Annotated in this window: 17 protein-coding genes and 1 other RNA gene; 2 read left to right on the top strand and 16 right to left on the bottom strand. The window is 42.8% G+C overall.

Annotated elements, in window-relative coordinates:
- Positions 1–74: 74 nt before the first annotated feature.
- A complete protein-coding gene (locus Q0890_RS10115; RefSeq protein WP_299220323.1) occupies positions 75–884 on the bottom strand; it encodes an enoyl-ACP reductase in 810 nt (269 codons plus the stop codon).
- Between the two features lie 343 nt (positions 885–1,227).
- Here Q0890_RS10115 and folE point away from each other — a divergent pair, with 343 nt between their 5' ends.
- A complete protein-coding gene (gene folE / locus Q0890_RS10110) occupies positions 1,228–1,824 on the top strand; it encodes a GTP cyclohydrolase I FolE (RefSeq protein ID WP_299220321.1) in 597 nt (198 codons plus the stop codon).
- 109 nt (positions 1,825–1,933) lie between these two features.
- Here the strand turns inward: folE and msrB are convergent, their stop codons facing one another.
- The 13 genes from msrB to ffs form a co-directional block, all read right to left on the bottom strand.
- Positions 1,934–3,163, bottom strand: a complete 1,230-nt coding sequence (msrB, locus tag Q0890_RS10105; RefSeq protein WP_299220318.1) for a peptide-methionine (R)-S-oxide reductase MsrB — start codon at positions 3,161–3,163, stop codon at positions 1,934–1,936.
- Between the two features lie 176 nt (positions 3,164–3,339).
- Positions 3,340–4,656: an iron-containing alcohol dehydrogenase gene (locus Q0890_RS10100; protein ID WP_299220316.1), complete on the bottom strand. Its 1,317-nt coding sequence runs from the start codon at positions 4,654–4,656 to the stop codon at positions 3,340–3,342.
- A 158-nt stretch (positions 4,657–4,814) separates the two neighbouring features.
- Entirely contained in the window at positions 4,815–6,029 is a 1,215-nt protein-coding gene (locus tag Q0890_RS10095) for a low temperature requirement protein A (protein WP_299220310.1), read from the bottom strand.
- A gap of 56 nt (positions 6,030–6,085) precedes the next feature.
- Positions 6,086–7,756: an ABC transporter ATP-binding protein gene (locus Q0890_RS10090; RefSeq protein ID WP_299220307.1), complete on the bottom strand. Its 1,671-nt coding sequence runs from the start codon at positions 7,754–7,756 to the stop codon at positions 6,086–6,088.
- Between the two features lie 31 nt (positions 7,757–7,787).
- Complete coding sequence (locus tag Q0890_RS10085) at positions 7,788–8,870, bottom strand: ABC transporter permease (protein WP_299220304.1); 1,083 nt, start codon at positions 8,868–8,870, stop codon at positions 7,788–7,790.
- The gene (gene yejB / locus Q0890_RS10080; protein WP_299220301.1) at positions 8,870–9,940 is read right to left on the bottom strand and encodes a microcin C ABC transporter permease YejB; all 1,071 of its coding nucleotides are present in this window, start codon (positions 9,938–9,940) and stop codon (positions 8,870–8,872) included. The genes Q0890_RS10085 and yejB overlap by 1 nt, the downstream gene beginning before the upstream one ends.
- A 42-nt stretch (positions 9,941–9,982) precedes the next feature.
- Complete coding sequence (gene gloB, locus Q0890_RS10075; RefSeq protein ID WP_299220298.1) at positions 9,983–10,762, bottom strand: hydroxyacylglutathione hydrolase; 780 nt, start codon at positions 10,760–10,762, stop codon at positions 9,983–9,985.
- 86 nt (positions 10,763–10,848) lie between these two features.
- Complete coding sequence (locus Q0890_RS10070; RefSeq protein ID WP_299220857.1) at positions 10,849–12,681, bottom strand: extracellular solute-binding protein; 1,833 nt, start codon at positions 12,679–12,681, stop codon at positions 10,849–10,851.
- Between the two features lie 458 nt (positions 12,682–13,139).
- Entirely contained in the window at positions 13,140–14,249 is a 1,110-nt protein-coding gene (serC, locus tag Q0890_RS10065; protein ID WP_299220296.1) for a 3-phosphoserine/phosphohydroxythreonine transaminase, read from the bottom strand.
- A 138-nt stretch (positions 14,250–14,387) separates the two neighbouring features.
- Positions 14,388–15,311 carry a hypothetical protein gene (locus Q0890_RS10060; RefSeq protein ID WP_299220293.1) on the bottom strand — a complete coding sequence of 308 codons (924 nt, stop codon included), beginning with the start codon at positions 15,309–15,311 and terminating at the stop codon, positions 14,388–14,390.
- A gap of 123 nt (positions 15,312–15,434) precedes the next feature.
- Positions 15,435–18,398: a M48 family metalloprotease gene (locus tag Q0890_RS10055; RefSeq protein ID WP_299220290.1), complete on the bottom strand. Its 2,964-nt coding sequence runs from the start codon at positions 18,396–18,398 to the stop codon at positions 15,435–15,437.
- A gap of 35 nt (positions 18,399–18,433) precedes the next feature.
- The gene (locus Q0890_RS10050) at positions 18,434–19,030 is read right to left on the bottom strand and encodes a LemA family protein (protein WP_299220288.1); all 597 of its coding nucleotides are present in this window, start codon (positions 19,028–19,030) and stop codon (positions 18,434–18,436) included.
- Positions 19,031–19,238: 208 nt separating this feature from the next.
- Positions 19,239–19,335, bottom strand: an RNA gene (gene ffs, locus Q0890_RS10045) — signal recognition particle sRNA small type.
- 266 nt (positions 19,336–19,601) lie between these two features.
- Here ffs and Q0890_RS10040 point away from each other — a divergent pair.
- Positions 19,602–20,318, top strand: coding sequence for an SIMPL domain-containing protein (locus Q0890_RS10040; protein ID WP_299220285.1), 717 nt, complete (start codon positions 19,602–19,604; stop codon positions 20,316–20,318).
- 97 nt (positions 20,319–20,415) lie between these two features.
- On the opposite strand, the gene Q0890_RS10035 is transcribed toward Q0890_RS10040, so the two are convergent.
- Together Q0890_RS10035 and glnA are read right to left on the bottom strand one after the other, a co-directional pair.
- The gene (locus Q0890_RS10035) at positions 20,416–21,222 is read right to left on the bottom strand and encodes a DUF4124 domain-containing protein (RefSeq protein ID WP_299220282.1); all 807 of its coding nucleotides are present in this window, start codon (positions 21,220–21,222) and stop codon (positions 20,416–20,418) included.
- A 217-nt stretch (positions 21,223–21,439) separates the two neighbouring features.
- Complete coding sequence (gene glnA, locus Q0890_RS10030; RefSeq protein WP_299220279.1) at positions 21,440–22,849, bottom strand: type I glutamate--ammonia ligase; 1,410 nt, start codon at positions 22,847–22,849, stop codon at positions 21,440–21,442.
- Positions 22,850–23,416 lie beyond the last annotated feature (567 nt).

Below are 23,416 nucleotides of genomic sequence, written 5' to 3'. Positions count from 1 at the left end.
AGTATAATCAAAAAAGACAACCAATTGGCTGCCTTTGATATATTAAAAAAGATAGAATCTATACATAAACACCATTATTTTGGCTCTTCATCAAGCATCATCAATTGCTCACTAATAGCGACCGTATTGAATCCTGCATCAACAAACATGATTTCACCAGTAATACCAGATGCCCACGGTGAAAGTAAAAATAACGCCGCATTACCGACTTCCATCTGATTGATATTGCGCTGTAGTGGTGCTATTTTTTCACTAATATCAAGCATTTTACGAAAAGATTTGATACCACTGGCTGCAAGAGTACGAATAGGTCCTGCTGATATGGCGTTAACACGAATACCCTCACCGCCCATAGAAGTAGCAAGGTAGCGTACACTGGCCTCTAAACTGGCCTTAGCCATGCCCATGACATTGTAATTTGGCAATACTGAAATACTACCTTCGTAAGTCAACGTCAGCATAGAACCATGACGCATAGCCAGTAATTCGCGAGCGGCTTTAGCCAATGCCACAAAGCTATAGCTTGAGATATCATGAGCGATATGACTGCCTTCACGAGTAGTGGCGCTAACAAAATCACCATCTAGCTGATCCATTGGTGCAAAACCGATCGCATGGACCACGCCATTTATACCATCACCCCAATGATTACTGACTTGTTCAAAACAAGCTGCAATAGAATCATCTGAAGCCACATCGCACTCTAGCACTAAATCAGCTTCAAACTTCTCAGCTGCCATGTCGACACGTTTTTTAATCTTATCGTTTGGATAAGTGAGGATCAATGATGCGCCCTCACGATGTAACGCTTCTGCAATAGCCCATGCGATAGATAACTTGCTTGCAATCCCAGTTACGACGAAACGTTGTCCTTGCAGTAGCATAATATTTCCTTGTGAATACATTAAAGTAATGAAAGTTGAGGTAAAGTGATTCAGCTGATCAATGACGCTACGATAAGAAAAGTAGCAAATGTCAGCATAAAAAGATAGCTTATTATACACGATTCAAATTAAGTAAACAGTCGTAAACTAATATCGATTTATATTTACTCTCATATATCAGGCGGTTTAGCATCGTCTATAGCGGTATGAAGTTGCACCGATTTCAAGTATAATCGTAGCCCTTCCCAGCTTGCACATTTTTATAAAAATCCTTTATAACGGTTGTTTATGACCAAGGATTTAGCGTTAAGCTACACCTACATTTTGGATGGCTGCCAAACCTATGAGTAACACCCCAACAATAACTTCAAAATATCAAGAAAGTATCGAGTCTTATCGTCAGTTGATTGGCTCAACAGGCGAGGATTTGTCTCGCCCTGGCCTTGAAGATACTCCCGAACGTGCGGCAAAAGCTTTTGCTCATTTAACCCAAGGCTATCATCAAAGCTTAGATGAAGTCGTCAATGATGCCGTATTTCCATCGACCAACCGTGAGCTAGTATTGGTACAAAATATTGAATTTTATTCACTATGTGAGCATCATATGTTGCCTTTTCACGGTATCGCTCATATTGGTTATTTGCCCAATGGACACGTATTAGGATTGTCAAAATTTGCCCGTATTGTCGATATGTTTGCACGTCGCTTGCAAATTCAAGAAAACTTAAGTGAGCAGGTGGCACAAACCATTATGGATGTAACTGGTTGTCGCGGTGTGGCAGTAGTGATGGATGCATCACACATGTGTATGATGATGCGCGGTGTTAATAAGCAACATTCCACCACCCGTAGCACAGCGATGCTTGGTGAATATGTACACGATAATCAAGCCCGTAATGAGTTCTTAGGGGCAGTGCCTAAGCGTCAACCTGCATTCTAGTCTTTTATAGACAATAAAAAAGGATACTCATGTATCCTTTTTTTGTGCCAGTTTCAATATTTCTACTGTATTGTTAGTTCACTTTAAAACTGATTCTAATAAAACGGCATTAGCTAATAGGTTTGACGTCATCAATCCATTGGCTATAGCCCTCTTTTTCCATTTGCGCTAATGGAATAAAACGCAACGCCGCTGAGTTCATGCAATAGCGTTTGCCAGTAGGTGCTGGACCATCATCGAAGACGTGACCCACATGTGAGTCAGCATAGCGACTACGAATTTCGGTACGAGTGCCAAATATACCTCGATCTGCTTTTTCTACGACAAGACTTGTATCAAGCGGTCGAGTGAAGCTTGGCCAGCCTGTGCCAGATTTATATTTATCACGTGAAGAGTACAATGGCTCGCCAGACACTACATCTACATACAATCCAGGCTCTTTATTGTCCCAATAAGCATTATCAAAGGCGCGCTCTGTATCGTCTTTTTGTGTGACTTTATATTGAATGCTACTCAGCGATTTTTTTAGCTCATCTTGTGCAGGTTTAACAAAATTATTCGGATTAAAACCCAAGCTTGTCGTCTCTGCTAAAGTGTTCGCTGTCGACTCTTGAGCTACTACTCCTGATTCTGCACCAGTAGAAGTGGGCTTAAACTGACTAAAGTCCAGTTCATAGTCTTTGCCATATACGCTCTCGATAAACTGATAGCGACCTGAGTTAAAGGTATAGGCCTTATAGCGTAACGGATTCTTTTTATAGTAATCTTGATGATACTCTTCTGCTGGATAAAATTCGCTGGCAGGAACGATTTCAATCACGACAGGTTTGTCATAAACACCTGAAGCTTGTAGCGACTGCTTAGCCGACTCGGCTATCTGTTTTTCTTGCTCATTTTGATAAAAAATAGCTGGACGATACTGAGTACCGCGATCGACGAATTGACCTTTATTATCAGTAGGATCAGCGATTCGCCAAAGGGCATTTACAATACCATTGTAAGTAATTTTCGTTGGATCATAGTACACTTGCGCCGCTTCGGTATGGCCTGTACCGCCTGCTGACACTGTACTGTAAGTTGGATTAGTGGACTGACCACCTGCATAACCAGACACTACCTCGACCACACCTGGTATCTTTTCATAGCCTGCTTCCACACACCAAAAACAGCCGCCAGCTACAGTAGCCACTGCCAAATTTGGATCAGTAGGTGCATAAGGGTTATCAACAGGCGTACTTTTTACGGTGGCAGGATTCTCGGTAGAAGCACAGCCAACATAAAGAGTACTGCTTGCTGCAATAGCCATAATCGCAGCGCTGGCCTTTAATTTACGATTCATAAGAATTCCTAGTAGTAAGGTGATAAAACAGTAAAACCTTTAAAAACACCCAAAATAGGCAGTACCAAAAGATTTTCTTATCGTTGTATATGGAGAACTTCTAATGATTTTTCAACCAATTAAACATATCTCATATACAAAACTGGCAATGCCTTGTCCTACTCAGAACGAATTAACTACGCAGCTTTATCATTACTTTTATCCTTGTTTGTACGATCCTCACCTGCCTGCTTAATCTTTGTCAACAGGTCTTTGATCTCAGACTTTGATAGATAGATAGGTACTGCATAGGTGTCCCTGACCTCTTTGGCTGCAGCTTTTGCAATACTCTCAAAGTCACTACTTTGCATGCCTTTAACTATTGGATTGATGTTTAAGGTAGCAATCAATTGTCGTACTTCTGCAATAAGATGTTCTGCAATTTTAGCGTCGCTATTGGCAGTTTTCCCGTCCTTCACCATGCCAGTTTTTTTGGCCAGCTCTGTCAGTCTTTTTTGGCACGCCTTACGATTGACGTCGAGTACATAAGGTAGGACGATGGCATTGGCACGACCATGAGGAATACCATAATATGCCCCTAACTGGTGAGCGATGGCATGAACATAGCCAAGTCCTGCTTTATTAAAGGCGATACCGCCATAATGCGCTGCTATGCCCATCTGTTCACGGGCTTTTAGATTGTCACCGTCTTCATACACCACCGGTAGATTGTGCATGACAGACTTAACGGCAGAGGCGGCATAATAGTCGGTTTCGACGCTCGCATTGGCACTCATCCAAGACTCTAGCGCATGTGTCAACACATCGATACCGGTATCGGCGGTAATATGTGCTGGCATACCTTGCATAATAGTTGGATCAATAGCTGCTGCTAATGGCACCATCTTTGGGTCGATAGACAAGGCTTTTTGATGGGTTTTATCATCGGATACGACTGCTCCCAACGTCGCTTCTGAACCCGTACCAGCTGTCGTCGGCACACAGTACAGCGGCATAGAAGGTTTTTTTGCTTTAAAAAGACCGATAAGCTGCTGCGGTTTGCAGTTATTGCCTTGTGACATGGCAATCATTTTAGCCGCATCAATGACTGAGCCTCCACCGATAGCAATGATTGCATCGCATTTAGTATCGATAGACTTTTGCAATCCTTCTTCAACGACTTCAAAAGTAGGATCTGGGGTAATCCCATCGTAAACATGATAGCTGATGTGCTTACTTTCTAAGTAGTCAGTGACTTTGGCAGGGATACTAAGCTGATTGAGCACTGCATCAGTAACGATAAATACGTTAATACTCCCTTCATTGATGAGCATGTCGCACAGCTCCTCACAAGAGGTCTCGCCAACGAATAACATTGGTCTTCTGATAGATACTACATAAGAAAAGGCTTTTAATGCCTTAGCGCGAGTCTTAGCAACTGTCAAATAGCCTGCATGCTGTAAACCATTGGTATGTAACAACTTAGCAATAAAGCTTTGTTTTTTCGTGGACATGAAAAAATCCTTTTTAATCATATTATAATTAACTACTGTCTAGACTCATTGTGACAGTGTATTTCTTTAAATGTAGTTATTATTGTGAACTGATATGTTCTTACTTATCTGACACATCTTTCAAGACAAACGATCGCTCTATTACAGCAAGTTAGCTATTAATCGCTCCCTTTGGCCAACCAATGCTTATTATCTTGACCAAAATACCAAATCATCATTACAGGCGCTAAAATACTCAGCCAAATACCATAAGTAATATTTAAACCTTGCGCCACAGCGGTATAACTTAGCCCAATAATGGTTAAAGCAATGATCATTGCAATGACATTATGGCTCGATTTACGGCACATTAACTCTCGCAAGATAGTGAGCGTTAATAAAAATACGCTCAACATACCCATTAACATTCCCATCGCGTACGTCTGCGAGATGACTTGATTTGCGCCATCACTTGTGTCACCCGCTACGGACTCAGTGACCAAATTAAGCATACTGCCTAGACCTGCGATTGAGGCAAAGATAAAAAAATGACCATAGCCAAATAAAAACAAGTCATGGCGACGGCGTTCTTTATTTAAAATCGTATCAAAAGGGACGATAAAATATAACCACCATAAAGAGAAAACCAATGCCACTAAGCTTGAACCTAGGAACATAATAGAGCTGGCAGCAGAAGAAGAGTTGGCTAAAAAATATTGAATCGTATTGCTAACTCCTACCACACCCTCGCCCAATACGATAATAGTCAATAGACCATAACGCTCGGCAATGTGTCCAGGATGCCAATTATTGAACTGCTCTGAGCGTGCCCATACAGGCATAAGTAATTCTGCTGCGATAAACAGAAATAAAGCAGGTGTCTGTAGAGACGTGGGTAAAAACAGCCAAGTTATCCAAAGTGCTTGGAGGGTTAACAAGCCCACCATACTGCGTGCAGCAACTTTTTTGTGACCTAGTACTTGTCGATAGACGCGCCACCACTGACTACAACTCGCCAGCCGCATAATGGCATAACCCATTACCCCAATCCATGTCAGCCCTTGCTCATAAAACTGATGGATGTTGGCGGCTATCATCAATGAGCCAAACATTTGAAACATGACTGATATACGATAAAACCAATCATCAGGATCATATCCTGAGGCAAACCACGTAAAGCTGGTCCATGCATTCCACAGGATAAAAAATGCCACGATAAAGGTTAAAAATCCTGAAAAGTCATGCTCGCCCAAACGATTATAAAAACCATTTGCAGCGGCAGCAACGGCAATGACATAGACTAAATCAAACAGCAGCTCAAGCGTGGTTGAAGGTCTATTTGGCTCATTAGTATCTCGCGCTTGGATAGGTTTTATTTTGAGCCTGTCAATCATGTAAGATGTTCCAATTGTTCTAAGATTAGTATATTTGTGTAGTGCTGACTGCTTAGCTATAGCATGCTTGCCTGCAATAACTGCTGTGCATACGGATGCTTTGGATTATTAAAAACATCTTCGGTAGATCCAGACTCAATGCACATGCCTGCTTTTAGCACCATAATGTGCTGACACAATGCACGTACGACTTTTAAGTCATGGCTGATAAATATATAACTAATTTGCAGTTTTTCTTGAATCTCTCGGAGCAAGCTGACTACCGTGACTTGCGTGGTGCTATCAAGCGCCGAAGTAGGCTCATCCAGTATCAATAGACTTGGCTGCATAATGAGTGCGCGTGCAAGTGCCACCCGCTGACGCTGCCCACCAGATAGCTCATGTGGATAACGCTGCGCAAACTCAGTTGGCAGATGTACCGTTGCTAAGCTCTCCATCACTGCCTGCTGACGGGATATTTTATCAATGCCTTGTACTAAAAGTCCTTCCTCCACTATCTGCATGACCGTCATACGCGGGTTAATACTGGCAAAAGGGTCTTGAAATACCATCTGAATCTGCGAGCGAAAGCGGCGTAGATCACGTTTTGATAATGCCGCTATCTCTTGTCCATTGACTATTATCTGGCCGCCGACTCGCGCTTGATTGCTGAGTAATTGACTCAACGCGAGTGCAATCGTTGTTTTCCCAGAGCCTGATTCACCAACGATACCGAGTGCCTGCCCTTTTTGCAGGGTCATATCGACATCTTTTACCGCATCAAACCAGCGTTTAGTGCCACCAAACAAGCTTTTTTCAATCGGAAACTGTACTTGTAAGTTGCTGACTTGCAATACTATTGGTTGCTGCCCATTGCTATCAGCGAATAAATCCAATGCTTGCCCAAAATCTTGCTTAATAAGCGAGCGAGTATAGTCGGCTTTAGGCTGACTAAATACCACTGCAGTTGGCCCTTGCTCAATCGTTTGACCTTGGCGCATGACGATGACGTCATCACTGTAACGCCTGACTAAATTGAGATCATGGCTGATTAATATCATTGCCATATTATGTTGACGCTTAAGATCATCTAACAGGGCGAGAATCTCATGTTGCAAGGTGACATCAAGCGCAGTGGTTGGCTCATCAGCGATTAAAATATCTGGCTGCTGCGCTAATGCCATAGCAATCATTACCCGCTGACGCTGACCACCAGACAACTCATGCGGATAGCGATTTAGCTTGTCAGCAGGCTCGCTAATATTGACATCGTTTAACAAAGCGGCACTTTTCTCTCGCCATTGTTTTTTGGCTACACCACTGAGACGTAGTGATTCAGCGATTTGCTTGGCAACCGTATGTAATGGATTGAGCGCCGTCATTGGCTCTTGAAATACCATGCCGATGCGTTGACCACGGATAGAGCGTAGCGCAGCATCACGTGTTTTGTGATTGCTTATCGGCAATGTAGCTATTCCTATCGCCTCTGCTAATTGTACCTCACCAGTAACGCTCAAACTGTCTGGTAACAAGCCTAATAGCGCCAAACTGGCAATTGATTTACCAGAACCTGATTCACCAACGATGGCTAGCGTTTGCCCTTGTCTAACCTCATACGATAGCTTATCGACTAGAGTCACACCAGAAGTGGTGGCAATACTAAGCTTTTCCACTGTCAGCATGAGCTTGTTTGCGGCATTGCTATAATCATCGTTTAGACGATTATTTTGCTTAGTAGCAGTTTTCATATTAGCGTTTATCGTCTTATCAGTTGTCATATTAGGAGCGTCTCGGATCAAAGGCATCACGTAGCGCTTCGCCAACGAAAATTAGCAATGATAAAATAAAGGTTAAGCTGAAAAATCCCGATAAGGCCAGCCAAGGGGCATCGAGGTTGTTTTTTCCTTGTACCATCAGCTCGCCGAGCGACGGTGACCCAGGTGGCAGCCCATATCCTAAGAAGTCTAATGCTGTTAACGCAATAATATTAGCCGTTAAGATAAATGGCAACTGCGACAAGCTAGAGGCCAAGGCATTAGGCAGGATATGTCTTAGCATGATTTGACTGTCCGAAACACCAAGGTTACGAGCGGCACGGACGTAATCAAAGTTACGTGCCCGTAAAAACTCCGCCCGCACCAAACCGACCAGCCCCATCCAACCAAATAGCAGCATCATTGCAAACAGCATAAAGATACTGGGGCTAAATAAGCTGACCAAAATAATAATCATAAACAGCTGAGGCATACCGCCCCACACCTCCATAAAGCGTTGCCCTGCCAAATCTACCCAGCCACCATAATAGCCTTGTATCGCACCGACGATAATGCCAATTAACGCACCCGCCAGCGTCAGAGCCAGACCAAACAATAGCGACACTCGCATACCATAAAGTATCCGCGCGAGCACATCGCGACCCATATCATCAGTACCAAGCCAGTTCTGGCTATTGGGTGCGGCTGGATACGGAATGCCCAGCTCAACGTTTGGCGTCTGGTCGGCAAAGGGAATAGGCGGCATCACATAATAACCCTGATCATTAATCAGCGTTTGCACCGCAGGATCTTTATAATTGGTTTCGGTCTCAAACACCCCGCCAAAAGTCGTCTCAGGATAGGCTTTTAGTACAGGAAAATAATAATCGCCTTGATACTGGACCAGTAGTGGCTTGTCATTGGCAATCACATTGGCGGCCATACAAATAACAAATATCAGCGCAAAAACAAACAGCGATATAACGCCAAGACGATTATGGCGAAAGCGGTTTAGACGTGCCTGCCAAATAGGATTTAGGCGGCGTTTTTTTTCTATAGGAATAGAAGATGCGGTTGAGGGTGTTGAAGGTAATGGATGACTTGACATTAACGCCCCTCAAAATCAATACGGGGATCGATTAAATGATAACTTAAATCACTGATGAGCTGTAACAACAGTCCCACCAAAGTAAAGATAAATAGCGTACCAAATATCACAGGGTAGTCACGCTGCTGAATGGCTTCAAAACCAAGCAACCCTAGACCATCAAGCTTAAAGATAATCTCAATAAGGAAATTACCAGCAAAGAAAATCCCAACGATAGCTGCCGGAATACCAGCGATAATAATCAGCATCGCATTACGAAAGACATGACCATACAGCACTTGACGTGCGCCCAAGCCTTTTGCTCGTGCGGTTAGCACATATTGCTTACCCAACTCCTCTAAAAAGCTAAACTTGGTCAAATAGGTTAAGCCTGCAAAACCGCCCACGGTACTTGCTAAGAGCGGTAATGCTAGATGCCAAAAATAATCTTTTACTTTACCAAGTACGCTCAATTGATCGAAATTCTCTGAGGTTAATCCTTGCAGTGGAAAGATATTCCAGTAACTGCCCCCAGCAAAGAAAACCAATAGTATGACGGCAAACACAAACACAGGAATTGCATGACCAATAGCAAGCAGCATAGCAGTGAATTTATCGATACCCGAACCATGATGCATGGCTTTGTAGACCCCTAATGGAATAGCGATCATATAAATCAGCAGCGTACTCCAAAGCCCAAGCGAGATTGATACTGGCAGTTTTTCTATAATGAGGTCGGTCACTGTCTGGCCTTTAAAAAACGACTCACCAAAATCTAACTGGGCGTAATTCTTTAGCATTAGCCAAAAGCGCTCGGGTGCCGATTTATCAAAGCCGTATTGCGCATTTATCGCCGCTACCATCTCCTCAGATAGGCCGCGCGTGCCTTGATAGGTACTACCGTTGCCGCCTGCACTGCCCGCTCCGATATTACCACCGAGCGCACTGTCTTTTGCACCTTGCTCTATCAGTGCCAGTTGCTGCTCAACAGGACCGCCAGGCGCTGCTTGTACAATTACAAAGTTCGCCAGCAATATCAAAAATAGCGTCGGTAATATCAACAGCAACCTTTTTAAGATATAACGACCCATAATGGCAGCTTCCTAGAATAAACAGGTATGACAATTTAGCGTTTAGAAGTTATTTTTAAGCTCACGTAACGCGGCAAATACAGTCAAAGACTTGTCATCTTCGATAGTTACTTTAGACTTTACACCCGTAATCACACTCGGCTCTTGCGTGCGTAAAAACACATTGATTGCGCGCTCGTGCTCCAAAGTGACTGGCAACGTCGGGATGCCTTGTGCGGTTTTCTCTTCTGCTTGTACTAACGCTTGCTGCATCGCTTCATTGTCAGGCTCGATAGAGAGACCAAAGCGTAAGTTGTTGGCGGTATATTCGTGTGCTGGATATAATAACGTCTCAGCTGGCAAGCCATTTAAACGCTTAAAGCTGTCATGCAACTGCTCAATCGTCCCAGTAAACACACGTCCGCAGCCTGCACTAAATAAGGTGTCACCGCAAAAGCAATGCTTGTTGCCATCGACATCTAGTATATAAGCCATGTGGCTGGCGGTATGACCTGAGATATCCCAAACTTGTGCAGAGCAGCCCCAGGCACTTACCGTACTGCCATCTTTGATAGTCTGATCTTCATCTACCGTATGTTCACTATGTGCGACCAGGTGCGTCATCGGATAAGACTCTTGTAGCTCTGCGACACCGCCAATATGATCATGGTGATGATGAGTGGTCCAAATTGACGTTAGCTCTAGCTGATTATCATCCAGATAGGCAATGACAGGCTCAGCTTGACCTGGATCAATGACAATTGCTTGTTTGTTATTTTCATTAATTAATGTCCAGATATAATTATCGTTAAACGCTTTAATTGGGTGAATACGAATACTCATATTGAATCCTTACCTGTAGGTATCTTTATTACTAATGTTTTTTATCAAAATTTTGATATGAAATAAAACTTAAAAATCACTATCATTTATTGTTTTAAATATTGATTCACACGCGTCTCTGCTTCTTTATCAACCCACCAATAATCAATACCGACAGCATTGGTTGGGAGTTTTTTAGTGTGGCGATACTGATCCCAATAGGCCACATTGGTGCCAGACTTGCCATATAACGGTACTAGATAATGACCTGCACGTAGCAGACGATCTAGCACCTGAGTATATAAAATAATCTCGTCACGATTCTCAGCGTTTGCAAGGGCGACAGTCATCTCATCTATGACTGTGTTTTTAATACCGACTGTATTTCTATTGCCAGGTTGATCAGCCGCTGCGCTCCCCCAAAACGCTGCTTGCTCAGCGCCAGGTGATAAGCTTTGAGCAAATACATCGACCACCATATCATAATCAAAGCGCCGCATTCGCTCGTAATACTGCGGACCATCTACTTGGCGAAGAGTCGCATCAAATCCTAAGCGTTTTAAATTACGAATATAAGGCAGTAATACACGGCCCATGGTTTCGCCTGTCATCAAAATCTCAATCTGAGCCTGCTTGCCATCGGGCTGATATAGTTGCATATCGTCATAATAAAACCCTGCATCTAGCAACAGCTGCCGCGCTTTTAATAGTCCTTTACGATTAAAGCCACTACCATCACTGGTGGGCAGTTGCCACTCTGCTAATACTGCTTGACGTTGAATTGGTTCAAGCTTAGACAATAGAGGCGTTAGTACCTGCATTTCAGTCGCAGATGGCGTACCAGTGGCGGCAAGCTCTGAGCCATGAAAAAAGCTTTGCAAACGTTCATACTGTCCATGAAATAAGGTCTTATTCATCCACTCAAAGTCATAAGCTGCGGTTAATGCTTGACGGACGCGAATGTCTTGAAAAAGTGGCCGGCGCATATTCATGACCAGTGCTTGCATTGGTACGGGGTTTTCGCTGCTTATGCTTTCTTTATTGATAAGGCCGGCTTTTACCGCTGGGAAGTTGTAACCGGTTGCCCAGTTCGACGCTTTATTTTCCGGACGGAAACGATATTGCCCTGATTTAAAACCCTCAAAAGCAATCTCATCACTTTGATAATAGACAAACTTAATCATATCAAAGTTATAACGACCGCGATTGACCATCAAATCACGACCCCAATAATTGGGATCACGTATATAGCTGACCGAACGCCCTGCATCGACGCGGCCAAGCTTGTAAGGTCCACTACCCATCAATGGCGTTAGGCTAATTTTTTCAAAGTCAGCATCGATAGAGGATTTGGCAAAAATTGGAAACTGCCCGACTGTTAATAAAATCTCTTTGTTATCATCGGAGGCAAAGACAAACTTTACTCGCCGCTTATCAATAATTTCAATGTCTTTGATATCTCCCAAATAGCTGCGGATATACATCGGCCCTTTATTCAATATCGCATCATAAGTGGCTTTGACATCATGACTGGTTACCGCTGAGCCATCCCAAAAGCGCGCGGCAGGATTTATATGATAAATAATCCAACTGGTATCATCAGGGTCATAAGTCACCTTGCTTGCCAGCTGCGGATACATGGTAAAGGCTTCATTTAATGAGCCAGTCATCAAAGTATCATATAAGTAGTCGGTGCCAATCATTGCTACACCCGTGGTCATCCATTTATTGGCGGCATTAAAGGTGCCACGCGCATCAAGCGACAATGTCCCCCCTGTTGGCGCATCTGGATTGGCATAAGGCATATATGGTGCGTCAATATACTCAGTCGGGCTATTATGACCAAGCGCGGTAGTGGTAATGGGCACCGCGATACTGACTGGTATCCAGCTGATAGTGATAGTGAGTAAGACGGCTTTTAGCATGGCATTTTTTATCATCATGACCTTGTAACTACCCTCTAAACTCAATCAATTTGACTAACAAGAACTTAAGACCTGACTACAAAACAAATATTCCACGAAATTTTATCATAACAAACTTCAGTTTTTTAACCTAATGGTTTGCAGTGTTAAGTATGATAACTGGCTTATTATTGAATCAATAAAGCCTATAGATAACATCTGACTCTCAACTTAGCATGAACTTTCGTAGGCTGGGTTTTTAACCCAGCATTTTGCTTTTGCAAAGCCTTAAAGCTGGGTTGAAAACCAAGCCTACGCCAACATATTTAAAGTGTTTAAAGTGTTTAAAGTGTTTAAAGTGTTTAAAGTGTTTAAAGTGTTTAAAGTGTTTAAAGTGGGGTATATAACAAAAAAACGCAACCGTTGTCAGTTGCGCTCTTCTTTTAGTATTAATCTAATATCAAAAACTTAAGACCTATAATTTGTTAGCTTGGTTAAGCGTGCTTTTTTTCAAAAGCAATCATAAAGTCAACCAATTGCTGTACCCAATCTAGCGACACTGCATTATAGATGCTGGCACGCATGCCGCCCACATCACGGTGACCTTTTAAGTTCATTAAGCCTGCGGCCTCTGATTCTTCTAAGAACACTTTGTCAAGGCTATCGTCTGCTAACGTAAACGGCACATTCATGATAGAGCGATATTCAGGCACAACTGGATTGTTATAAAAACTGCTGTCATCAATGGTTTTATAGAGTAAATCTGCTTTTTGCTGATTGATTTTACCGATAGCAGCAACGCCGCCCTGCTCTTCTAACCAATCAAACACCAATCCGGCCAAGTACCAAGAGTACGTCGCTGGCGTGTTTGACATGGATTCTTTTTCAGCCTGATGCGCGTAGTTCATGAGCAGTGGGCACCACTCACTTGCCAGCCCCAATAAGTCTTCGCGAATAATCACAATAATCAATCCTGCTGGACCGATGTTTTTTTGTGCACCGGCATAAATCATCCCAAACTTAGCTACATCGATTGGCTGTGACAAAATGCAAGATGACATATCAGCAATGAGTGGCGCATCAACTTGTGGCGGCTCAAATATTTGCACGCCATGAATGGTTTCATTAGCACAGTAATGAAAATACGCTGCATCTTCGCTTATATTCCAATCGCTTTGGGCTGGCACAGCAGTAAAGTTACTGTCTTTGCCAGTTGCGACCAAATTAACCTCACCGAGGCCTAGATTCGCATAACGCTGCGCTTCTTTGACCGCTTTACCTGACCATGCACCAGTCGTCAGGTAATCACCGCGCCCGCCACTTAACAAGTTTAATGGTATCGCTGAAAACTGTAAGCTGGCACCACCTTGCAAAAATAGCACCTTATAGTTGTCTGGTATATCCATCAATGCGCGCAATTTCGCCTCTGCTTTTTCGGTAATTGCGACATATTCTTTGCTACGGTGGCTCACCTCCATGACTGACATGCCGCGGCCTTGCCAATCAAGCAGCTCACTTTGCGCACGCTCTAGCACTGCGGTCGGTATAGTGGCGGGTCCAGCTGAAAAGTTAGGTACACGGTTAGAAGCGGCTTTACTGGTCATAATCCATATCCTTGATATGATGAAATCATCGTTGTTATATCATCGTTATTATATAGTTTTAACAGCTAATTTTTTAAACGTCAGCTTTAAAACCCCTTTAATCTTATCTCTATTTTTAATAGCTATTGCGGTAAACACTTAACTCTGACCGGATAACTGCTCCCAAAGCTGACGTTTAAGGTTACTATCAGCGAGCATCTCATCCAAGGTAGCTACAGCGGTAAGATTAGGATGCTCGAGGCCTTCAGGCAGTGTGGTTAATGAGATAATTTTTATCTCTTCACTACGACCAATCTTAAACACATATCCTGCAAAACTAGCATTGGCAAGCTCGGCAGTATCCATACCTTCACATATCGGAAACGACGTTGTCTCACAAGTGATTGATAGCGCTTGCGTGATATTTTGCCATAGCTTTTCGCTGTCGTTGTTGAGTGCTTGAATATCAACCAAAATTACCCAGTCGCCATAGCGACCACCTTGTAAGTCAAATGGTGCTACCTTTTTAAGGCTATTATCATTATGGGTTTCTACAATATTATTTTGATTGATAGATGGAGTGGCTATCGTTGTTACGGTGTCTATCAAAGGGGCAACCGCTTGCTCAACGTTTTGTGATATTTGTTGCAAGCTATCTTCAGAGTCGCTAGCGCTTGGAGAGTGCGTTGCATGGCTTGTCGTACTGTCAAAACTGTAGCTTACTGGGCTTTGCTTATTGGCTTGCAAGCTGATATCTTGAGTTTCTTCACTATCATGAATAACCTCATAATCGTTAGCAGACGTATTTTCTGTATCCAATATAGTGTCTGTTGATTCATTGTCTGATAAGTTATGATTTGAGTGGTCAATTACTTCTGCTTCAACGCTTGGTTGTGCAGCATCTTGGTTCGAAACGCTTTGACTAGGTAGGCTTGGTTGATTTTCAGGAGCCGCAGAAATATCTGCAATATTTAACGTCGCTGAATTCGACTGCGCCCATTGATCGATACCCATCATCGCTAGAATTTGGCGTTGCTGCACGCGGCGCTGCAATACAATTAGCGGTTCTTGGATATCACTCATGTCTCTTTATTGTCCTACTTATCTTGTTTAAATCATTTGTAGATGGGCCGATTAGTTTGATAGCTTAACCAAAGTATCCATCATAGCTGCTGAATGACTTCTGAGGTGTCAACTAAGCTGCAATCAAAAAAGCTTACGAACGTCTAGCCAGTGCTCTGCGAGTGCCATCAAGCAGTCGTACTCATCCTGACTGATTATCGTATCGTGTAACATGACGGTATGCAATGTACTTAGCCATTGTCGATACTCATTATAGTCTATTTGACGGCTTTCTTGTTGTGTCTCTGGATAATTCTCTTTCCCCTGAGTCTCTATTATAGAGTCCGTAGCAATAGACGCGAGGTAGACAGGCACAGTACTAATGACAGCCAATAGCTGAACGCTATTTAGACTTTGAGCAGTTAATAATAACCACTGCAAATTGGCATCACTAACCGCGGTTAAATCAATATCAATTAAGCGCGCATGGCGGCGTAGATCGACGATATAGTGCGCAACGCTGTCATTATTATAGCCAAGCCCTGACACATGTACTGATCTATCGGACGTCGATATCACTTGACCTTTGACATCTTTTGACAGCCGATATGCAAGCAATATTAATATGGCTCTCTTAGCAACATTAAGACTGTTAAACACTTGTCCTGAAGGATCAAGCTGAGCACATATCTCATTCATACCCCTTTGTAATAGCGGTTGCCATTCAGCCTTTATATCTCCATCATTATCATTTAAAACTTCGGAAAATATTGGCAGTAATTGCTGTAAATGCAGCGCTTGCCATAACGATAGAATTGGTGAGACTTGCTGCGCTGGAGTTGAAATTGATGCGCTTTTTAAATGAGTCGGTATTGATTGTTCATCAATCATTAAATCTTTTTCATCTGATAGGTTATCAGAAAAGCTGTTGGTCAGATCAGCTGATAGCTGCTTCCCAAACAACTTAATTAAGCCTTGTTGATAGCGCGACAGCATCGTACGACACCTTTTTTGTTGCACATAATGCTGATGGGCTTGGTTACTATGACTGGTTTCGCTTTTTAGACGTAGTTGATTAATGCTGCTTTCTGATAGATCATGCTGGCTAAGTTGCTTCATAGCGAATGCAATCAAAGCACTGTCTAAACGTCGGTCAAGATTTGCAATTATTTTTAATAATGTATGGTCTAGCGTATGTGCTAAAAGTTGAGGGTTATTGAAAGTATCAGTCTTAATCTTATTATTAGTATGAGCATCGGTGTCAGCAGCACATACTCTATCGTTTGGAAGCCCAATCCAAATATCTTTTAAATCATACATGCCAGTCGTAGATAGTGTCTGTCCTTGATGGCACAGCATGACGGCTTCTATTAATCCTTGCGCCCCTAATGAATGGTGACTGTGATTGAGCACATGCTGTGGTAACGTGACTTTGCTTATATCGTCAATGCTAATCAAAGCTGCTGATGGCAAATCGCTGTCAGGTTTTGCCATCCATGGTTTTAACAGCTGATAAGCACCAATATCTTCTGCTACCTGTAAACGCCCACCAACAATCACATCTTCCTCTACGACCAACTCAAGTCCCGCTTCTGTTTCACATTTGCTGCTAGGTTCATCAGTAGAAAAAGCTGAAGCCCCATTGTGAGTAATATCACTAGGATATTCGATGAAAATATCATCAACAGCATGATTAACAGATATTGATTGAGCTTTAGATGTATGAGATTGGTGCGCGTTTTTATTATTGCTTAGGCTATTTTCTTTTATTGCTCCCCAATCACCAAGGCGACGCTGCTCATATATCTCTTTTATTTTTTGCTGATTGATGCGCTTCTCTCTTGTGACCTGAACGGCAAAGTCATGATAGGCATTTGCATTGATGGCCCTCATGCGCTCGCTTAGGCTAGGATGGGTCGCAAACCACGAGACATCGCCAAGATCTGCCCCACTGCTGGCAAAAAAGAAATGACTCAGTCCATTGATGTCAGCGATATTTGATAAGCGCGAACCGAGCGAGTTTTGATGAATGGCTTTTAGAGTTTCGATAACTGCAGGCGAGCGTGTCAGCTGCACGCTGGTCGCATCGGCGAGCAATTCACGCTGACGGTTAAAGCTATGTTTAATCAGCTGCGCACTGGCCATGCTCGAAAAGCTCAATCCATGCAATAACAATGTCCAAACACTGCGCGGGGCTTGCCGATTGATGATAGGTGGCGTTTGTACCCACTTAGACTGACGCTTGGCTGAGGACTGCTGTTGTTGTGACTGCTGCTGCCAATAAGCAACCCATTCACTATGCGTGGTGAAATTGGCGGTTTGTGCTTCTGTGTTACGTCCCAGCGTATCAACCTGCCTCTGTGACAAAGACTTATGGGAGATACTATCGCTATTAAAATAACGATGACTGGATATTGGGTCACTCCAGTCATATAGTATTTGCAAGCCTGCCAATACCACCATCAGCTGTAGATTAAAATTGGCATCACCGTGCAGTATATGACCGTATTCATGACCAATAAGTCCGTATAGTGCTTCATCAGACAATTTATCTAGCGCGCCTTGGGTAACGACGAGCACCATATCTTGGCTATCGCGACCCACCACGAAACCATTGATGCCTTGCTCATCAGGCAGCACATAGAGAATTGGCATACGTAAGCCTGACGCAATAGCCAGCTGCTGAGCGATCTCATAGTAACGGCGATAAACTGGCGGAAAATCACGCTCATCACGTACCGCTATATGACGAGCGCTAAAACGAACTTTCGAGTCAGGCTCATATTGATGAGCGACTCCGCGGCTATGTTCCCAAGCGTCCTGACTATTATCAATAAACAAACGCACCGCACCCACACGCTGGGCAACAGCACGGCCACCAGCTTTTAAACGTCTGTATTCTAAAAAGCTACCAACAACAAAGCTGCCTATCGTCCACATAACCGTCAGTATCAATGCCCAATAATAAATACCATCGGTAAATAACGTGAACAGCAGTGCCATAACCCCAAGCGCCAGCATCACATGTGCAAGTACAATCAAAAAAAACAACCCGTAAAGTAACAGGCTGCGCCGCGTCCGTATCCGCTGTTCAGCAAAAAAATCCATCAGCTTATCTCAAATTAACCCAATCTGTTCAAGTTTTAACCCATATTGACGACAGGTGCTTGAGCAATGGCCTTTCTATCTTCAAACACTAACGGACTGAGCGGACGAAAACCAAAAGTGCTACTGACAAGGTTATTTGGGAACACTTCGCGGTCATTGTTATAAAACATCACGCTATCATTATAATGCTGACGGGCAAAGCCAATACGGTTCTCTGTATTGGTCAGCTCATCCATCAACTCTTTAATCATACTGTCCGCTTTTAATTCTGGATACGCTTCCACCACAGCTGAGAATTGTCCCAATGCTTTAGACAACATGCTTTCTGCTTTGGCAAATAGCGCCATATGCTCAAGCGAGTCTGGCTGATGTTTATTAGAGTCCTGCAAGCTTTGGGCATGGTTACGCGCACTAATCACGCGGGTCAGCGTTTCTTCTTCATGGGTCAAATAACGCTTGGCAGTCTCTACCAGGTTTGGAATCAAATCATGACGGCGCTTTAGCTGCACATCTATCTGTGCAAAGCCATTCTTCGCCTGGTTGCGCGCCCGCACCAACTTATTAAATATCGACACGCCAAAAACAACAATTAGCACAACAACAATGATAAATAGCCAAACAAACGTTTTCATAAATAAGCCTCAAATCTTTCAGTATTAACATCAGCGTAAATAAAACTTAATACATATTATTTTAACCTATCTTAATCAATGAAAAGACACAATCAGACGAAATGCATGCACAAAAAAAGCCCTTTGCAATGAAGGGCTTAGTACATCATATAAACTTTTTGAAAGGGTTTATCGAAGCAGTTATCAAATTTTAGACAAAAAAAAGCGACTCCAAAAGCACATCCTCGGCACACATTATAACTATTACCGTTGCTACCTTCCGGTCCTGGCGGGATTCATAGAACAATGTTGCGAGGCTACCAATGGAGCCACCAGTTGCAAATTATACAAGAATTTTTCATTATTACAACCCCTTTTTCAAAACCACCAATGACATAACACCGATAGCAGCGAGATTTGGTGACAAAACCTTTACAAGGACTCGTCTAGATTTTGCTATTTTAATGAATGAAGCTCAGTTTACTAGGTATTTCCCAATAAAATAAAATGAGAGCCTATCACCTCAAACCTAGAAAGAACTGTCTTTTTAAGGCTGATATATATCAATATTAATTATATTTAGGAGATTATCATGAAAAGCACTTTACTTAACAAAGCGATATTAACCACTGGTACCACATGCCTGTTGACTGCAATGATGAGCGGCGCACATGCAGAACCGACAGGCTATGATCAGCTTACTTTTCAAACAGAAGTTAAAGAAGAGATACAAAATGATGAAGTACGCGCTAGTATGTACAAAAAAGCGCAAGCAACCAACGCTAAAGCTCTGGCTACAACGCTCAATACCACTATCAATAACGCTATGAAAATCGCTAAACACTACCCTAGCGTGACAGTCAGTACGGGTCAGCAGCGCACCTACCCTCGCTACGACAAAGACAATAAAATTACGGGATGGACGGGACAAGCGACTATAGATCTAAAAAGTACTGACTTTTCAGCGACTAGCCAGCTTATTGCAGATTTGCAAGAAACGCTGGTAATGGAAAATTTAAACTTTGGAGTGTCAGATGATAAAAAAGACGCCCTAGAGCAAAAGCTGATGACCGATGCTTCTCGCGCTTTTCAACAGCAGGCTAAAAACCTAACACGTGCTTGGGATGCTAGTGGTTATCGCGTGGTGAACGTCAATCTAAATACTGGTAGCAACTATCCGCGCCCAATGTATAGCAGCATGAGTATGAGAGCAGAAGCAGCAGATGCCTCAGTACCTAATCAAAATTTTGAGTCAGGTAATAGCACTATATCTGTGACAGCCAACGGTACTATTGAGCTGATCAAGTAGCTAGGCCACCTAAATCGGTATAATCTGCCCACGTTATATTATGTTATAAGTCAAAATATGAGAAGCCGCTACCTACTGTGGTAGCTGCTTTTTATATTTACTTGATAAAAGCATCATCAGTGACAGGTCGACTGCTTTCTATTTTTTGCAGAAAACTGTCCTTTTGGCGCAACTTTAATAACACCTTTTGATGCCATGACAAACGGTTATAGGCCAGCATTTGCGCAGCAATCTTCTTTTTGTTTTGCAAAATCACCGTATTCTGAATGACATATACTGTGCGTTCGACTTGGCTGAGCGTCTGTCCTGTTTTATTTTTGATAATAGCTTGGATACTATGCGTCCCTGGTAAAATATCCACTGTTGCAATAGAAGCGCTAAGCCCTTGCGCCACTTCATTACCATCCAAATAAATACTGACGCTATCGCCATCTTGTAGTGCAGGTCTAAGCTCTAGTTTGACATTGATACTTTGTGCAGGGCGCCTATAGGCACGCGCCTCATTAGGCTCTAACATCGTTAGTTGATAATTAACTTGTGCAGATGTTGCATTATTAGAAGCCGCTTGTTGCAAAGTCATGAGTGCAGTTGTTTGAGAAGATGTTGTAGACGTATCGTTAGCGTTCGTATCTGAGCGATTATTAGTATTGTTATTAGTCATAACCGTGGTCATAACATCAGTTTGACTAACTTGTTTGTTGCTTTTTTGCTCATAGCTTTGAGGGCGGTCTGTAAAAGTCACATGACCTGTTTGCTCGTCGACTACTTTATAGATAGGTGCAGCATTTGCAATAGCTACAGGCAAACTGACCGCAAGCATAGCCATACCGTACAGCATTCTTAAGCCAAAACTGCTTTTAGAAAAACTAACGTTTGAGAAAACTTGTTTTGTTAATAACGTCATAATGAGGCAACCTACTATGTGTCTATTATTAGTATATCAATAAAACCATTATGCGGGATTTTTACTATTAAATCAGCAATGATTTAATAGTAGCGTCACAGTTCGCATTGCTGCTCTTACTGCTCTTTAATGGGAAACGCCGTTTAAACAAACCAAAAAAGCCGATCAAGATTGACTTGACCGACTCTTAAAACCAGCATAAAGTATTGACGATAAATTAGCAGCTATAATATAGGTCAAACTCTACTGGATGCACAGTGACATTGACGCGTTGCACTTCTTCTTCTTTGAGCGCGATGAATGCATCAAGCATGTCTTCAGTGAACACATCGCCTTTTAATAAGAACTCATGATCGTCACGTAAGGCCTGTAGCGCGATTTCTAAGTTTTCTGCAACCGTTGGAATTTGTGCTTCTTCTTCTGGTGGCAAATCATACAAGTTTTTATCAGCAGCATCACCTGGGTGCATTTTGTTTTGAATGCCATCAAGCCCAGCCATTAGTAGTGCAGCAAAAGTTAGATACGGGTTGGCCGCTGGATCAGGAAAGCGTGCTTCGACACGTACCGCCTTTGGACTGCTCACATGAGGAATACGGATAGATGCTGAGCGATTAGAAGCAGAGTATGCCAGTTTGATAGGTGCCTCGTAATGCGGTACTAGGCGTCTATAGCTGTTGGTCGATGGGTTGGTGATTGCATTTAGCGCGCGGGCATGATGGATGATACCACCGATGAAATAAAGCGCCGTTTCAGACAAACCAGCGTACTCATCCCCTGAAAAAGTGTTGACACCGTCTTTTGAGATGGACATATGGACGTGCATACCAGACCCATTGTCGCCAACCACTGGTTTTGGCATAAAGGTTGCCGTTTTGCCAAACTGATGCGCAACGTTGTGTACGACATACTTTAGTTGCTGTACTTCATCAGCTTTACGTACCAACGTATTAAACGCCACCCCAATCTCAGACTGACAAGGCGCTACTTCATGGTGATGGACTTCAACGCAGCCCTCCCCGATAATTTCTTCTAGGCGCTCACACATGACCGAACGCATGTCTTGAGAGCTATCGATTGGTGGTACAGGAAAATAAGCACCTTTCACGCGTGGACGGTGCCCCATGTTGCCCCATTCATAGTCGTTATTCGTCGACCATGCTGCTTCTTCAGCGGTAATCTTATGGCTCACACCTGACATCTCAATCGACCATTTTACATCGTCAAAGACAAAAAATTCAGGCTCAGGTCCAAAATAAGCGGTGTCACCAATACCCGTAGACTTCAAATACTCTTCTGCACGGCGAGCGATAGAGCGCGGATCGCGGTCATAGCCTTGTAGCGTTGATGGCTCAATGATGTCACAGGTAACTACCACAGTAACGGCATCAAAGAACGGGTCAACAAACGCAGTCTCTGGATCAGGGCGCAGTATCATATCTGAAGCTTCGATGCCTTTCCAGCCAGCGATAGACGAGCCATCAAACATTTTGCCATCTTCCATCACCTCTTCATCAACGCTATGCGCCGGAAAGCTGATGTGTTGCTCTTTACCGCGGGTATCGGTGAAACGAAAATCAACCCACTTTGCACTAGACGATTTGATAAGATCCAGTAATTTATTGGACATGAATAGTCTCCCTTATGATGGTCATGTTGTTACGTTTATTGTTCAATTCTAAGATACGGCATTTACTATTATATTTAAGTGTTAGCTTAGATTTATGATGGCAGTAATATTCAACCATTTTGCTCTATCACTCATAAGCTTATACGATGCTGGCGCTATTTTAGCAGTATCTATTCAATAATGCTGAACAGTTATAACATCTTAAGTAGCTTATCCGCTAGATTTTAACCTTAAATTTACAATAATGAATGATAGAATATAAATTTATCCCAGTACCAAGTTACAAATATAAGGGTGCAAAGCCTATGCCAAACTTATTTTGTGATGATAATCCAAAGTTATTTTTGGCTCCCAAACCGTGATATATGTAGAATATATCTACAAATACCATATAAATAGTAAAGGCCAGTTTTATAGAACACCCCTACCATCTGCACAACAATGAGAAGAGACAGCGTAAATTACGCACCAAATTAGTGCTTAAGCTCCCTAATTGACGCAAAATGGTGCGTGATAAATTTATTTTTCATGAAGTATGAATGATATAAAAGGCACTTTTATCATAGA

It is taken from the genome of uncultured Psychrobacter sp. (genome assembly GCF_947488565.1).
Taxonomy (GTDB): domain Bacteria; phylum Pseudomonadota; class Gammaproteobacteria; order Pseudomonadales; family Moraxellaceae; genus Psychrobacter; species Psychrobacter saeujeotis.
Note: the sequence above shows the minus strand (reverse complement) of the source record. Positions and strands in the feature narration are given on the sequence as shown.